This window comes from Nocardia sp. NPDC003963, assembly GCF_053605105.1.
The window spans coordinates 136997-151054 of sequence record NZ_JBSGIP010000008.1; the positions used below are offsets into that span (position 1 = coordinate 136997).

At 68.4% G+C, this 14058-nt stretch carries 16 protein-coding genes; 8 read left to right on the top strand and 8 right to left on the bottom strand.

The features are described from left to right. Window positions 1-4 precede the first annotated feature (4 nt). Window positions 5-1087 (top strand): NAD(P)H-dependent amine dehydrogenase family protein, encoded by a 1083-nt coding sequence (locus tag ACWEWT_RS17340; RefSeq protein ID WP_452560037.1) that lies wholly within the window; start codon window positions 5-7, stop codon window positions 1085-1087. Beyond that, window positions 1084-1494, top strand: coding sequence for a nuclear transport factor 2 family protein (locus ACWEWT_RS17345; protein ID WP_452560039.1), 411 nt, complete (start codon window positions 1084-1086; stop codon window positions 1492-1494). Before ACWEWT_RS17340 ends, ACWEWT_RS17345 begins: the two co-directional genes overlap by 4 nt. On the opposite strand, the gene ACWEWT_RS17350 is transcribed toward ACWEWT_RS17345, so the two are convergent. From ACWEWT_RS17350 to ACWEWT_RS17360, 3 genes are all read right to left on the bottom strand, one after another. Further along, complete coding sequence (locus ACWEWT_RS17350; protein WP_452560041.1) at window positions 1491-1973, bottom strand: tetratricopeptide repeat protein; 483 nt, start codon at window positions 1971-1973, stop codon at window positions 1491-1493. The genes ACWEWT_RS17345 and ACWEWT_RS17350 overlap by 4 nt on opposite strands. A gap of 228 nt (window positions 1974-2201) precedes the next feature. Then, window positions 2202-3104 (bottom strand): methylmalonyl Co-A mutase-associated GTPase MeaB, encoded by a 903-nt coding sequence (meaB, locus tag ACWEWT_RS17355; protein WP_452560165.1) that lies wholly within the window; start codon window positions 3102-3104, stop codon window positions 2202-2204. 23 nt (window positions 3105-3127) lie between these two features. Beyond that, window positions 3128-4276: a thiolase family protein gene (locus ACWEWT_RS17360; RefSeq protein ID WP_452560042.1), complete on the bottom strand. Its 1149-nt coding sequence runs from the start codon at window positions 4274-4276 to the stop codon at window positions 3128-3130. 100 nt (window positions 4277-4376) lie between these two features. Between ACWEWT_RS17360 and ACWEWT_RS17365 the strand changes: the two genes are divergently transcribed. Beyond that, a complete protein-coding gene (locus ACWEWT_RS17365; protein WP_452560043.1) occupies window positions 4377-5141 on the top strand; it encodes an SDR family NAD(P)-dependent oxidoreductase in 765 nt (254 codons plus the stop codon). Window positions 5142-5233: 92 nt separating this feature from the next. Next, the gene (locus tag ACWEWT_RS17370) at window positions 5234-5971 is read left to right on the top strand and encodes an SDR family NAD(P)-dependent oxidoreductase (RefSeq protein WP_452560167.1); all 738 of its coding nucleotides are present in this window, start codon (window positions 5234-5236) and stop codon (window positions 5969-5971) included. A 77-nt stretch (window positions 5972-6048) separates the two neighbouring features. Here ACWEWT_RS17370 and ACWEWT_RS17375 read toward each other — a convergent pair whose 3' ends face one another. Further along, window positions 6049-6378, bottom strand: a complete 330-nt coding sequence (locus ACWEWT_RS17375; RefSeq protein ID WP_452560045.1) for a hypothetical protein — start codon at window positions 6376-6378, stop codon at window positions 6049-6051. Window positions 6379-6573: 195 nt separating this feature from the next. Between ACWEWT_RS17375 and ACWEWT_RS17380 the strand changes: the two genes are divergently transcribed. Then, the gene (locus ACWEWT_RS17380; RefSeq protein WP_452560047.1) at window positions 6574-6717 is read left to right on the top strand and encodes a hypothetical protein; all 144 of its coding nucleotides are present in this window, start codon (window positions 6574-6576) and stop codon (window positions 6715-6717) included. Here ACWEWT_RS17380 and ACWEWT_RS17385 read toward each other — a convergent pair. From ACWEWT_RS17385 to ACWEWT_RS17400, 4 genes are read right to left on the bottom strand one after another with little or no spacing between them, the layout of a single operon-like run. Continuing rightward, window positions 6698-7465, bottom strand: a complete 768-nt coding sequence (locus tag ACWEWT_RS17385; RefSeq protein WP_452560049.1) for an enoyl-CoA hydratase/isomerase family protein — start codon at window positions 7463-7465, stop codon at window positions 6698-6700. The two genes, ACWEWT_RS17380 and ACWEWT_RS17385, sit on opposite strands and share 20 nt — an antisense overlap. A gap of 1 nt (window position 7466) precedes the next feature. Beyond that, a complete protein-coding gene (locus ACWEWT_RS17390) occupies window positions 7467-8555 on the bottom strand; it encodes an acyl-CoA dehydrogenase family protein (RefSeq protein ID WP_452560050.1) in 1089 nt (362 codons plus the stop codon). Further along, entirely contained in the window at window positions 8542-9447 is a 906-nt protein-coding gene (locus ACWEWT_RS17395) for an acyl-CoA dehydrogenase family protein (RefSeq protein ID WP_452560052.1), read from the bottom strand. Before ACWEWT_RS17395 ends, ACWEWT_RS17390 begins: the two co-directional genes overlap by 14 nt. Then, window positions 9425-10828, bottom strand: a complete 1404-nt coding sequence (locus tag ACWEWT_RS17400; protein ID WP_452560053.1) for a class I adenylate-forming enzyme family protein — start codon at window positions 10826-10828, stop codon at window positions 9425-9427. Before ACWEWT_RS17400 ends, ACWEWT_RS17395 begins: the two co-directional genes overlap by 23 nt. Before the next feature lie 101 nt (window positions 10829-10929). On the opposite strand from ACWEWT_RS17400, the gene ACWEWT_RS17405 reads away from it, so the two are divergent. The 3 genes from ACWEWT_RS17405 (at window position 10930) to ACWEWT_RS17415 (ending at window position 13982) form a co-directional block, all read left to right on the top strand. Then, entirely contained in the window at window positions 10930-12117 is a 1188-nt protein-coding gene (locus ACWEWT_RS17405; RefSeq protein ID WP_452560055.1) for a 2Fe-2S iron-sulfur cluster-binding protein, read from the top strand. A 474-nt stretch (window positions 12118-12591) separates the two neighbouring features. Beyond that, window positions 12592-12792, top strand: a complete 201-nt coding sequence (locus ACWEWT_RS17410) for a helix-turn-helix domain-containing protein (RefSeq protein ID WP_452560057.1) — start codon at window positions 12592-12594, stop codon at window positions 12790-12792. Then, complete coding sequence (locus ACWEWT_RS17415; RefSeq protein WP_452560059.1) at window positions 12789-13982, top strand: type II toxin-antitoxin system HipA family toxin; 1194 nt, start codon at window positions 12789-12791, stop codon at window positions 13980-13982. Before ACWEWT_RS17410 ends, ACWEWT_RS17415 begins: the two co-directional genes overlap by 4 nt. The last annotated feature ends 76 nt before the right edge of the window (window positions 13983-14058 follow it).

Genomic DNA, 14058 nt, shown 5'->3' on the forward strand with positions numbered 1-14058 from the left:
TCCGATGGAACCCAGTACCCTGACCTCCCCCGCCCGCCCCGGCTCCGGCGGCCCGTACCGGGTGGCCCAATGGGCCACGGGCACCATCGGCCGGCGGGCGCTGCGCGCGATCCTCACACATACGGAACTCGAACTGGCAGCGCTGTATTCGCATTCGCCGGACAAACACGGGCAGGACGCCGCGCAACTCTGTGGTCTGGACGGTCCCACCGGGATCGAGGCGACCGGCGATATCGAGCAGATCCTGGCGCGGCGGCCGGACTGCGTGCTCTACATGCCGCAGACCTGCGATATCGACGAGGTCTGTGCGATCCTGGCCGCGGGCACGAATATCGTCACCACCTGCGGCCTCTTCCACCACCCGCCCAGTATGGATCCCGATATCCGGATCCGGGTGGAGGCGGCGTGCGCGGTGGGCGCCACCTCGATCCACAGCACCGGCAGCAGTCCGGGGTTCATCACCGAGGCGGTACCGCTCGTACTCACTTCGATCCAGCGGCGGCTCGATTCGCTGGATATCGAGGAGTACGCCGACCTCTCCCAGCGGAACTCCCCGGGGATCCTGTTCGATGTGATGGGATTCGGCAGCCCCCCGGCCGATTTCGCCGGAGCGCGCCTGGACCATCTGCGCAACAGTTTCGGGCCGTCGCTGCGGCTGCTCGCCGACGGGATCGGCCTGCCTCTCGACGAGGTGACCGCGGCGGGTGAGGTCGCGACGGCGGGGCATACGTTCGACATCGCCGCGGGCACCATCGAAAAGGGCACGGTAGCCGCCCAGCGCATCACGATCTCCGGACGGCGCGGCGGGCGTACCGTCGTCTCCTTCCGCGCGATCTGGCACTGCGGCGCCGACGCCGGGACCGACTGGGCGATCCGCCCGACCGGCTGGCATCTGTCGGTACGGGGAGACGCTCCGCTCGAAATCGATATGGTGTTCCCGTTCCCGCTCGCGGAGATGGCCGAACACTCCCCGTCCTATACAGCCAACCGCGCCGTCAACGCCGTCGCCCACGTCTGTGCGGCGCCGCCGGGGATCCGCACGGTGCTGGACCTGCCGGCGATCAACGCGAACCTGGGACGACCGTGAACGACTACGAAGCGCTACGGGCGCTCAAAGCCCGCTACTTCCGCCTGATGGACACCAAGGACTGGGCCGGATTCCGCGAGCTCTTCTGCGACGATGTCGTCATCGACCTCTCCGAATCGGGCGGCGAGGTGATCACGGGGGCCGACCGTTTCCTCACGTTCCTCACCGGCCGGATCGGCGACGCGCTGACGATCCACCACGGGCACTCCCCCGAGATCGATCTGCTCAGCGAAACCGAAGCACAGGGCATCTGGGCCTTGGAGGACAGACTGACCTGGCCGAACGGTACCCGAGTACACGGGTTCGGGCACTATCACGAAACCTATTCCAAGATCGACGGTGCCTGGCATATCCGGACCCAGCGGCTGACCCGCCTGCACACGGACTACCGGCCCGGAGCCACCTAGACCCGCGGACAGCAGGACGAATCCCGGGTCTCGGCGCGAGTTCTGGCTTTGCGGGCCCTACCACCGATGGTCGAGTTTCCGCTGCACGGGTCGCCGGGGCGCAGTCCGGCCACGGCACGCCCCAACCAGATCTCGGCTTCCGCGGCTCGCCCCCGCTTGTGCAGGAGGCGTGCCACCGCGTACATCGCATGATGGTCGCCCTCGCGGACGGAACGCCGGAACCAGGCCTCGGCCTCCGCTGTCTCGCCCCGTGCTTCCAGTACATCCGCGAGGTGGTACATCGCCGGGTGGTGACCGGCGGCTACGGCCCGCCGATACCATGTCTCGGCCGCCGCGGCTTCTCCTCTTCGCTGGAGCAGGACCGCGAGGTGGTTCATCGCCTCGGCGACGCCGGCCTCGGCCGCGCGGCGGAACCACGTTTCGTCTTCGACCGTCCCGTGCCGATCCCCCGCGCGCACTGTGAATTCCCCTGTAGACATACGTCCATAGTGCCGGAACACTACGACAGGTTTCGCCGGTCGAGCAGACTCGGCACGACTCCGAATTCGCCGTGGGAGTAACGGAGCCCGGCCACCGGCGAGACCGGCAGGCCGCTGCGGCCCGCACTCGTTTCCGCCGCAACCGGGCGCCTCGGCTTCGTCACCGGCCGTCGACTTCGTGGCGGAGATATACCCGGCTCAACGTCGTGCGATATCTCCGCCGACAGGTCACTCGGCGGTGCTGCCGCCGGTAGACCGCTCCCCGGCACCGACCGGCCGCAGCAGCCGGTCGACAGCGGAATAGGGATCGCATTCGCCCGCTCCCACGGCGTCGGCGAGCGCGCCGAGTCCGGGGTGGACGCGCAATCGGCTGTAGGCGAGTGAAAGGATCTGCGCCCGGGCCCGGGCCGCTCGGCGCTGCGCGGTATCGGCGCGGTGGTGGGCATCGACCGCGTCGACCAGTTCGTGGATGCCGGTACCGGTCGACGCGACAGCCGTGAGAATCGGGACATCGGATTCGGCACGCAGTTCCCGGACGGTCTGCTCGGCACCGTCCCGGTCGGCCTTGTTCACGACCAGGATGTCGGCCACCTCGAGCAATCCCGCCTTCGCCGCCTGTACGGCGTCCCCGGCCCCAGGGGTCAGGACCACGACGGTCGGATCCGCCACCGCCGCGATCTCTATCTCGGACTGCCCCACCCCGACCGATTCGATGACGACCAGATCGTAGGACAGGGCGGCCAGCAGCCGGATCGCCGCCGGCACCGCCGCGGACAGACCGCCCAGGTGCCCGCGGGTCGCCATGGACCGGATCAGCACCTGCGGATCGTCGATATGGGCCGCCATGCGGATACGGTCACCGAGCAGGGCACCGCCACTGTAGGGCGAGGACGGGTCCACCGCCAGTACCGCGACCCGAAGGCCCTGCGCGCGATAGGTACTCACCACCGCCGCGATGGTGGTGGATTTCCCCGCGCCCGGCGGGCCGGTGAACCCGACGACCCGGATACCGGCCGGTTCCAGCAGCCGCAGTACCTCGTCGCGCCCCGGTCCTTCGATCAGGGTGAGCAACCGGCCCGCCGCGCGCACCGAACCGGTACGCGCGGCGGCGATCAGTTCCGCCGGAGACATCCCCCCGGCGGTACCGCTGTCACTCACGGCGCGGCGACCTCGAGTACCGTCGCCGAACCCATACCCCCGCCGGCGCACATGGCCACGATCGCCAGACCGCCACCGCGACGGCGCAATTCGTGGATCGTGGTGACGATCATGCGGGCTCCGGTGGCGGCCACCGGGTGCCCGAGCGAGCAGCCGCTGCCGTTCACATTCACCAGATCCGGATCCAGATCCAGGGCCCGCACCGCCGCGATCGGCACCGAGGCGAACGCTTCGTTGATCTCGAACAGTTTCACCTCACCGAGCGAGATCCCCGCCTTGCGGGCGGCTTTGGTGATCGCCTCGATCGGCGCGAGACCGGTATCGGCGGGATCGACACCCACCGAGGCCCAGGACCGGATCGTGGCCAGGGCCGGTAGCCCCAGTTCGTCGCTGGCGACGGTGAGCAGGGCGGCACCGTCGTTGGCCCCGGCCGCATTGCCCGCCGTGATCGAGAACCCGTCGATCTCGGGGTGCAGCACTTTGAGCGAAGCCAGCTTCTCCAGGGTGGTGGTGCGCCGCGGATGTTCGTCCACCGCGAACTGCCCGAAAGGTGTATCGATCGGGACCACTTCGTCCGCGAAGCGACCCTCGTCGATGGCGGAGATCGCGTTGCGATGCGAGCGCAGCGCCCAGGCGTCCAGGTCCGCGCGGGTGATCCCGGATTTCACCGCGGCGTTCCAGCCCACGGTGATCGACATGTCCAGATTCGGCGCGTCCGGCCGGTCGGGATGCGAGGGCGAGGTCCAGGGGTCGGCCCATTCCTCGGGCCCCACGCGGAACCGGGCCTTGGGCGCGGTGGAATCGGCATTGACCCCACCGGCGAGGACCAGCCGGTCCATCCCGGCCCGGATACCGGCCGCCGCGGTCTGCACGGCCGCCATACCGGCCGCGCAGTGTCGATTGTGCGCCAGGCCGGGCACACCGGTCAGGCCCGCGGTGACAGCCGCGTGCCGGGCGATCACACCGCCGCCGTAGCGGCCCTCGCCGAGGACCAGATCGTCGATGGGCGCGTCGGTCTCGAGCTGTTTGGTCGTCGCCTCGACCACGTGATGGGCCAGGTCGAAGGCGGTGGTTTCGCGCAGCGTGCCCTTGACGGCGGTCCCGATCGGGGTGCGCAGCGCGGATACGATCACGGCTTCAGGCATCAGTTCTCTCCAGTTTCCCCCACGTCGACGATCTTGCCGATATACATGAGAATAGTATTCTCTCAATCTGAGAGCGATAATCGCAAGAGAGGGTAGTGCCATGCAGATCGAGGGAAGTTCGGCGATTGTCGTCGGCGGTACGGGCGGACTGGGCGAGGCGACGGTCCGGCGGCTGCACGCCGCCGGGGCCAAAGTGGTGGTGGCCGATGTCGCCGACGACAAGGGCAGGGAACTGTCCGACGAACTCGGTATCCGCTACGTCCACACCGACGCCACCAGCGAGGAATCGGTACAGGCCGCCATCGAGGAAGCGAAATCCCTCGGACCGCTGCGTATCTCGGTCGACACCCACGGCGGTCCGGCGACCGGCGGCCGCTTGGTCGGCAAGGACGGCAGCCCGCTGCCGCTGGACGGATTCCGCACCACCATCGAGTTCTATCTGATCGCCGTGTTCAACGTGATGCGGCTGTCCGCGGCGGCCATCGCCGAATCGGAGCCGACCACGGAGGGATCGCGCGGTGTGATCGTCAATACCGCGTCGGTCGCCGGATACGAGGGCCAGATCGGCCAGCTGCCGTATTCGGCGGCCAAAGGTGGCGTGATCGGGATGACCCTGGTGGCCGCCCGCGACCTCTCGCCACTCGGTATCCGCGTGGTCACCATCGCACCGGGCACGTTCAACACCCCCGCCTACGGCAAAGCCGCCGACCAGCTCGAGCAGTACTGGTCCCCGCAGATCCCGTTCCCGAAGCGGATGGGCCGCTCCCCCGAGTACGGGCAACTGGTCCAGTCGATCGTGGAGAACGACTACCTCAACGGCGAGGTCATCCGCCTCGACGGCGCCCTGCGATTCCCGCCGAAGTGAACGAGCCCGTGGACGCGACCCCCGCGGCCGGCACCTCCACCGGACCGAACGCTCGCACCGACACCGCCGCCCGCACCGCGACGGAGGAATCGCTGGCGGGAAAGGTCGCCTTCGTCGCGGGCGCCAGCCGGGGCATCGGCGCCGCCATCGCGGCGGGCCTGGCCGCGCGGGGCGCGGCCGTCGCGGTGGCGGCACGCTCCGAGGACACGGGCCGGGTGCCGGGAACCATCCACGAAGTGGCCGCCCGGATAGCTGCCGCCGGCGGCCGGGCACTGGCGGTGCCCTGCGATGTCACCGACGAGGAATCGGTACGTGCCGCGGTGACTGCCACCGTTACCGAGTTCGGCGGAATCGACATTCTGGTCGCGAACGCGGGGGTGCTGTGGCTGGGGCCGATCGAGACCACCCCGCTACGACGCTGGCAATTGTGCCTGGACGTGAACCTCACCGGGGTGTTCCTGGTGACCCGCGCGGTCATCCCGCATATCCGGGCCCGCGGTGGCGGTTCGCTGGTCGCGATCACGACCACCGGGGTGGCGATGACCGACCGCGGGTCGAACGCCTACTGGGTGGCCAAGTCCGCGGTGGAACGGCTCTACACCGGACTCGCCGTCGATCTCCGGCCGGACAATATCGCGGTGAACTGCCTGAGCCCGTCGCGAGTCGTGCTCACCGAGGGCTGGCGGGCGGCGGGCGGCGGCGATATCCCGGCCGAGATGGTGGAACCGCCGGAGACCATGGGCCGGGCCGCCGCCCTGCTCGCGGCACAGGACGCCCACGGCATCACGGGTACCGTCCAACGCTCGGAGACCTTGCTCGTCACACCGTGATGCCGGTTCCGGCCCGCCGGAACCGGCGAGTCCGGACCATCCGGCGGATACGGCCGTACGCCCGGATGTCCAGTCGGTCAGCTGCTGCCCATCAGGCCGCCCCAGCCGCCACCGTTGCCGCCCCCGCCCCAGCCACCGCCGCCACCCCAACCGTCACCGTAGCCCCAACTGTCACCGCCACCGTTGCCCCAGCCGCCACCCCAGCCGCCGCCGCGGCCATTGTTGTGGCCCCAGTTCTCGCCGAAACCTTGACCGCCCGGTTGCGCGGTCTGCACCACGCCGGGCCCGGGGGTCGGTGCCGCCAGGGCGGGACTCGCCGCTGCCAGCGGACCAGCTATCGCGGCGCCCACCAGTGCGACCCCGGCGATCGACCGGCGCGTGGCGATACGGGGCGTCTTCTCGGTCATTACCATCACCTTCTTACGGCGAGGTTCGCCGTGCGGTTGTGACTCGCCGAATCGTTGTATTGGTCGGCCCCCGACACGTCCGATAATAGGCCCGTGCCCAGGTCATCGCTTCAACCGGGCGCGCCGGTCCACTGTGCGGACCGGGCCGCGCCGGTATCGAGGACGACGCGGAGTTCGGCTGTGGTGTGGCCGCCGGTGAACGACGACGGCGTCTACCTCGTCAGCGGCCTGTCGACCCGTAGATCCCGCAACCTCACGCACAACCCGTACTGCACGATCGCGACACCTCGTACCGGTATCGATCTCGTCATCGAGCCCTTCAGCCTTTTCCGGAATTGAACCGGGCGACCGTCGCGCGGAAGTCATCGGTCTGGAAGGACTGGTACTCCGCTGTGAGGGCGTAGTCCAGGGTGGACGCCACCGATTTCTCCAGCTGGATGTTCAGCACCCGCTTGGTCGCTTCCACGGCCTGGCGGGGCATTCCGGCGATCCGCTTCGCACAGGCCAGGGCCTCGGCCAGTGGATCGGCGACCACATGATTGGCCAGGCCCATCTCCCGGGCCCGTTCGGCGGGGATGCGGGCGCCGGTGAGCGCGTATTCCTTGGCCAGCAGCAGACTCGTATGCAGCGGCCAGGTCAGCGGGCCGCCGTCGGCCGCCACCAATCCGACCTGGACGTGCGGGTCCGCGAGGTAGGCGGTTTCGGCGATGTAGACGATATCGCTGAGCGAGACCAGGCTGCAGCCGAGACCGACGGCGGGACCGTTGACCGCGGCGACCACCGGCACCCGGCAGCGGGCCATCCCGAGCACGATATCGCGGCCGTGCGCGATGGTCTTCTCGCGCAGCACCGTATCGCGGCCCAGTTCCTCCAGGTAGGTGAAATCACCGCCCGCGGAGAAGGCTTTACCGGCGCCGGTGAGCACCGCGGCGCGGGCGTCGTGATCCTCGGCGAGCCGGGGCCACAGCCGGGCCAGCCCGGTGTGCAGCGCATCGTCGACGGCATTGAGCGCGTCCGGGCGGTTGAGGGTGATGATCCGTAGCGAACCGTCGGCCCGGACGTCGATTTCCGGTGGCATATCGTACATTTCAGGCTCCCAATCCGAGGATTCGTGCGGCGATGATGTTCTTCTGGATCTGCGATGTCCCGCCCATCACGCTCTGTGCGCGGCTGTAGAGGTAGGAGCCGAACATCTCCTGATCACCGGTCCCGGCCACGGCGAGCGCGGCATGCCCGACCGATTGGTCGACCCAGGTCATGAGCAGTTTGTCGAGCGAGCCCTGCGGGCCGTGGGTCACCCCGTCCAGTTGTTCGGACAGCCGGCGCCGCACGTGCAGGCGCAGCATCTCCGCCTGGACTGCCGCCCACGCGAGTTCCTCGGGGATGGTCCCGTCGGTCCGGGCGGCCAGCTGGCGGACCAGTTTCCCGTAGCGCGCGGCGTATCCCAGCGTGGAGGGTTCACGTTCGTGGCCGACCACCGTCATGGCGAGTTTCCAGCCTTCGCCGGGCGCGCCCACCAGCTGATCCACGGGGACTCGGGCGCCGTCGAACAGCACCTGCCCGAATTCGGTGGTCACCCCGCTCATCATCTCCAGCGGCCGCTGCTCGACTCCCGGCTGTTTCATCGACAGCACGAATGCCGAGATCCCTTTGTGCCGGGGCGCGGCGGGGTCGGTACGTGCCAGCAGCAGGCACCAGTCGGCCACATCGGAATAGCTGGTCCAGATCTTGTGCCCGTGGATGACGTATTCGTCGCCCTCGCGGGTCGCCGTCGTGGTGAGTGAAGCCAGATCCGATCCCGCACCCGGTTCGCTGAAACCCTGGCACCAGCGCTGGCTTCCGTCGATCATGCCCGGCAGGAAACGCCGGCACAGTTCGGGACTCGCATGGTGGCCGAGACCTTGGATCAGATATCCGAGACTCGGCCGCGGCGGGGCACCCGCGATCGCCAGCTCCTCGTCCAGGATCACGTCGTAGACCGGGGGCAGCTCCTGACCGCCGTACTCCTTGGGCCAGGACAGCCCGAAGAATCCGGCCCGGTACAGCTCGGCATGCCATTCGCCCTGCCGGGCCCAGTACTCGTCGCCGGACGTCGGGTATTCACCGGCCACCCCGGCGAGCCAGTCCCGCAGGCGTTCCCGGAACGCCGCTTCCTCCGGGGAATCACGAAAGTCCAAGGCCGGCCTCCTCCAGGCGTACGGGGAACAGTTCGGTGGACACCAGTGCCCGCCGCAGATACACGTGGGCCAGACATTCCCAGGTGTTGCCGATCCCGCCGTGCACCTGGATCGCGGTTTCGCAGACGGTGCGGGCGGCGCGCGCGGCGTAGATCTTGGCGATCCGCGCGGCCCGCAGCGCCGCGGCGGGTTCGAGTTCGTCGACCGCCCAGGCGGCATGCCACAGCACGCTGATCGAACCCTCGATCAGCGCTTCGCTCTCGGCCAGCAGATGTCCGATCGACTGATAGGCACCGATCGTCTGCCCGTACTGCGCACGGACTTTCGCGTACTCCACCGCGAGCCGCTGGGCACCCCGTGCGGCACCGACGAGATCGGCACAGGTGGCGGTGAATGCCAGGGCCTGCCAGCGATCCCGGTGTGCCGCGGAGATATCACCCCGCGGCTCCCAGGGCCCCGCGGCCGCTCGTGCCGCCCGGGTGAGATCCGCACCGGCGACCTCGGCACCGACCGCCCCGGCGAAGACACCGCTCCCCTCCAGCTTCAGCACCCGATCGCAGCCGGACGCGTCGATCGCCACGCCCGTATGCGCGACCGTCCACCGCGCGGTGTCTCCGTCGAGCCGGCCCTGCAGATCGTCGGCGAGAACCGGTCCCAGGAAAGGGACATCCACCAGTCCGCGCGCGAACTCCTCGGCCACCAGCGCCACTTCCACCCCGGAGGCGCCATCGGAACGAAGGTCACGGAAACCGGTGCTCGACACCGCTTCCTCCAGCCGGGCGCGGCGCCGGGAATCGGCCAGATCCAGTACCGAACCCGGGCCGAGTTCGTCGGCCAGTTTCGCGGCAGCATCCCGCAGTTGTCGCTGTTCACTGGTCAGCCGGACGTCCATACTGCTCCTTCAGCACTCGTCGCAGCACCTTGCCGGACGGCAGGCGGGGAATCTCGTCCACGAACAGCACGCGGTGCAGCCGCTTGTAGCCGGCCAGCCGCTCCTGCACGGTCGTCATCAGTTCCGCGGCGGTGACCGGTGCCGAGATCGCGACGGCCGCCACGATCGCTTCGCCGTTCGCGCCGTCGGGCACGCCGAAGACCGCGCAGTCGGTCACCGCGTCGTGGCCGTGCAGGACCGTTTCGATCTCCGCCGGTGCCACCTGGAATCCGCGCACCTTGATCATTTCCTTGGACCGGTCGGTGAGCCGCAGCCAGCCGTCGGCATCGAGGTTCCCGACATCGCCGGTGCGGTACCAGCCGTCGTCGAACGCGCCCGCTGTCGCCGAATCGGGCAGGTAACCGGCCATTACCGACTCCGCCCGCAACTGGATCTCCCCGTCCACCCCCGGCGCCACCGGTTCCCGGTCGTCCAGCGACACCACCCGCACCTCGACACCGGGGACGGCCCTGCCCACCGAGTCCAGTCGCGGGGAGTCGATCGGATTGCAGGCGATCACCGGAAGTTCGCTGGCCCCGTAGGCGGGCAGCCAGGTCACCCCCGTCCGCCGGGTCACGGTTTCGGCGACGCTGGCCGTCACCGGGGTCGCGCCCCACATGATGTAGCGCAACGAGGACAGATCGTAGGATTCGAGGCCGGGGTGCTGCGCCATCGCCAAGGCGATCGGCGCGACCGCCATCTCGATGGTGATCTTGTCGGATTCGATGGTCCGCAGCACTCGTTCGAGTTCGAACCGGCGGTGCAGCCGCACCCACGCACCACAGTCCAGCGCGGTGACGATATTGAGGATGCCGAGGATATGCGACGGCGGGGTCGCCACCTGGATCCGATCGCCCGGCCCCAGCCGTAACGCGTCGCGCCAGTGCCGCACCGCGGCGGCGAACGAAGCATGCGTATGGCGTACTGCTTTCGGCATACCGGTGGTGCCGGAGCTGAAGACGAGTACCGCGTCGGCTCCGGGATCCGGCTCGGCGAAGGTCCGGGAGCCCGCCGGTACCGGATCGTCCAGCGAGATCATGTCCATGAGTTCGGCCAGTACCGGATGATCACCGAGCGCGTGCCGCGCACCGGTGATCTCCAGCGCGTGCGCGACCTCCGCGCGTTTCCACGCCGGACTCAGCAGCACGACGGCGGCGCCGAGCCGCCAGACGGCCAGTACCGCGGTCACGAATTCCGGACGGTTGGACGACATCAGCGCCACCCGCTGCCCGGATCCGACCCCGCGGCGCGCGAGCGCGGCGGCCAGGTCGTCGGCCGCGGTATCCAGCTCGGCGCGGGTGTACTCACGTTCCTCGAAGGCGAGCACTGTGGGGCCCGTCATCTGCGTCCCCCCATCCGGTAGCACTTCATGGGCTGTTCCTATCCGAATTTGAGAATACTATTCTCGCTTGGATAGAATCTTAATACCAGAAGGAGGCGACCATGGCGAGACCACCGTTGTTCCGGCGCGCGAAGGTGACGCGCATCGTGAAGGAGACACCGGACACCCGCACCTTCGTGCTGGAACCGCACGACGGCCCCTTCTCGTACCAGGCCGGCCAGTTCTGCACGTTCAAGTTCGTGGTGGACGGTAAGCCGTACTTCCGCTCGTACTCGATGTCGAGCTGCCCGGTATCCGATACCGAGTTCATGACCACGGTCAAACGCGTCCCCGGCGGCACGGTCTCGAACTGGATGCACGACAACCTCAGTGAAGGCGACGAGGTCGAGCTGACGGTGCCGACCGGCCGCTTCTGCCTGCGCGAAGGCGCCACCCCGGTACTCGGGTTCGCCGGTGGCAGCGGTATCACTCCGATCATCTCGCTGGCCAAGAGCACTCTGGCGACCACCGGCCGCGAGGTCCGGCTGCTGTGCGCCGACCGCGACCGCACCTCCGCCATCTTCGAAGCCGCGCTGGACGAATTGGCCGCCCGCTATCCCGGCCGACTGACGGTGGTACGGCACCGCGACGACGAACACGGATACGTGGACGCCGCGAAGGTCCTCGAATTCGTCGGCCCCCATACCTCCGGCGACGCCTACATCTGCGGCCCGGAACCCTTCATGGAACTCGTCGAGAACGCGCTACCGGGCCCGGGACGGATCTTCTCCGAACGGTTCGGCGGTGCCGCGGCCAAGCCCGCTCCGCCCGCGGCCGGCGCCTCGAATCCGACTGTCTCCGAAACGAACCCGGCAGCGGCCGGCACGCCGAGCCCGCCCGCGGCATCGGCCGGCTCCACCGCAGCCGCGGCCCCCGCCGCGACTCTGTCGGGCGTTCCCGTGTCCCCGGCGGCCGGAGCAGGGCCTGTAGCGCAGGCGGCGAGCACCGGCGCATCGGCGGCCGCCCCCGCCACCGAAGAGGGCACGGTGACGATCTTCCTCAATCGCAAGAAGAAATCCGTTCCGCGCCGCGACGGCGAAACACTTCTGGAGAGCGCCCGCCGAGCCGGGCTCACACCCCCGTTCTCGTGCGAATCCGGCAACTGCGCCACCTGCATGGCCAAACTCACCGAGGGCAAGGCGACCATGCGGGTCAACGACGCCCTCACCGACGACGACCTCGACGAGGGCTACATTCTCACCTGCCAGGCCGTCCCCGATACCCCGTCGGTGACCGTCCGCTACGAGTAGTCGGCGCGGCGCCGGATTCCCCGGCGGTACAACGCCCGAGTCGCACTCCTCCCGCCGGCTGCCCACCGAATGCAGGCCCTGTGACGACCCGAGAAAGACGCACACACCGACCGAACAGCAGGGCCGGTCGACGGCCGGTTGCACGCAGTATTCATCGGTGAACTCGCCCTGTCCGGACGCCATCGTGACGAAGGCCGCCCGCCCGGCACCGTGCGCGCCACACACGTGTGCGCGTTCGGCAGCCGCGGCATCGAGACAGCGCCGCGGTGACCGATTCGGATGCCGCCCGGCCGGAACGCCGGTTCAACACTCCGAGAATGAAGCGGCAGGATCTCGCCGGTTCGACACATCCGCCGACGTTTGCCACACCTGAACCCGCCCAATCGGCAGGATATTGCCGAAAATGCGCATTCCGCCTACCCTGAAGCTCAGCTTGCCGAAAATCGGCAGGATACTGCCGCACGAGGAGGTCCGATGGATCGGGTGCAGCTCATCGGGGTGGAGATTCGCGCAGCCCGCAAACGCTACCGACTCACACAAGAGCAGCTCGCCGACCTCGCCGGAACCTCAACTCGTACGGTGCGCGATATCGAGCGTGGTACCGGGGCGACCGGCATCGGCACCGTAGCGGAGGTCGCAGACGTTCTGGGCCTGATGCTGACGGTCAGCGAATGACGGAGCTCGCGAACCTGCGCACCGTACAGGCGGCGGATGTCTACAAATCCGGCCGCAGAGCTGCCCGGCTGACCAGGAACGACAGCGGCGTGATCGAGTTCCGCTATCTGCGGGACTATTTGTCCGACGGCGGGCGACCGGTAGCCACCACCCTCCCGCTGACCGACGACGCTGTCCGCACCCATGGCGGCAGTCTCCCCGCCTACTTCGCGGGACTACTGCCCGAAGGGCATCGGCTGTCGGTACTCCGACGCGCGGTCAAAACCGGGCTCGACGACGAGCTCACGCTGCTGCTGGCAGTCGGCGTGGACGCGCCCGGAGACATCCAAGTGATACCGCGCGGGGAACCACTCGCCGAAGTTGCGGCACTCGTCGACGGAGATCGCCCGGAAGACCTGGACTTCAAAACGCTTGTGGACAAGGTCGATCCCCACGCACTACCCGGGGTGCAGCAAAAGGCGAGCGCATCCATGATCAGCACGCCACTCGCGGCCGGCTTCGGGCGTTTCATCCTGAAGCTCTCACAGGCAGAATTCCCCTATTTGATCGAGAACGAGGCAATCCACCTCGAGGCCGCTCGATCGCTCAACATTCCGGTGGCGGCTGCACAGCTGATCACCGACCGCACCGGAACGGCCGGATTGCTGGTGAAACGATTCGATCGACTCGAAGCAGATGGCGTGTGGAAGCGATCGGCGTTCGAGGACGCCACACAGGTCATGGGGCTACCGCCCTCCGAAAAATACCGGGCAGATGCTGTCGAGGTGGTCGCAGCGCTTGCCTCCGTAACACATGCCCCACGCGTGGCCGTCAGGAACCTCTACCTGCAATTCCTGTTCGCCTGGCTGGCCGGAAACGGCGATCTCCATGCCAAGAACCTCGGAATACTCGAGGACCGGAACGGCCGATGGTCCATCGCGCCCGTGTACGACATACCCAGCACTCTGGTCTACGACGATGATTCGATGGCATTGCCGATTGCCGGACGCACTCGAAAGTTGAAGGCCCGAGACTGGAAGGGATTCGCATCCGAGATCGGGTTACCCGAGCGCAGCGCCGACGCTGCAACAATGCTGGCGCTGCGCGCGGCCGAATCCATCGAGTTCGGGCGACTACCGTTCACCGGATCTCCGCTCCGGCGTATGGAACGCGAACTGGCCTTCCGCAGAAATGAATTGCAACGTTCGTGAGGTACGAGGTCGCCGCCCACGGCGCGCGACGAACACCCGGCCGGATCTGCTCGGGCGCGCTCCGCTCCGCGCCCAT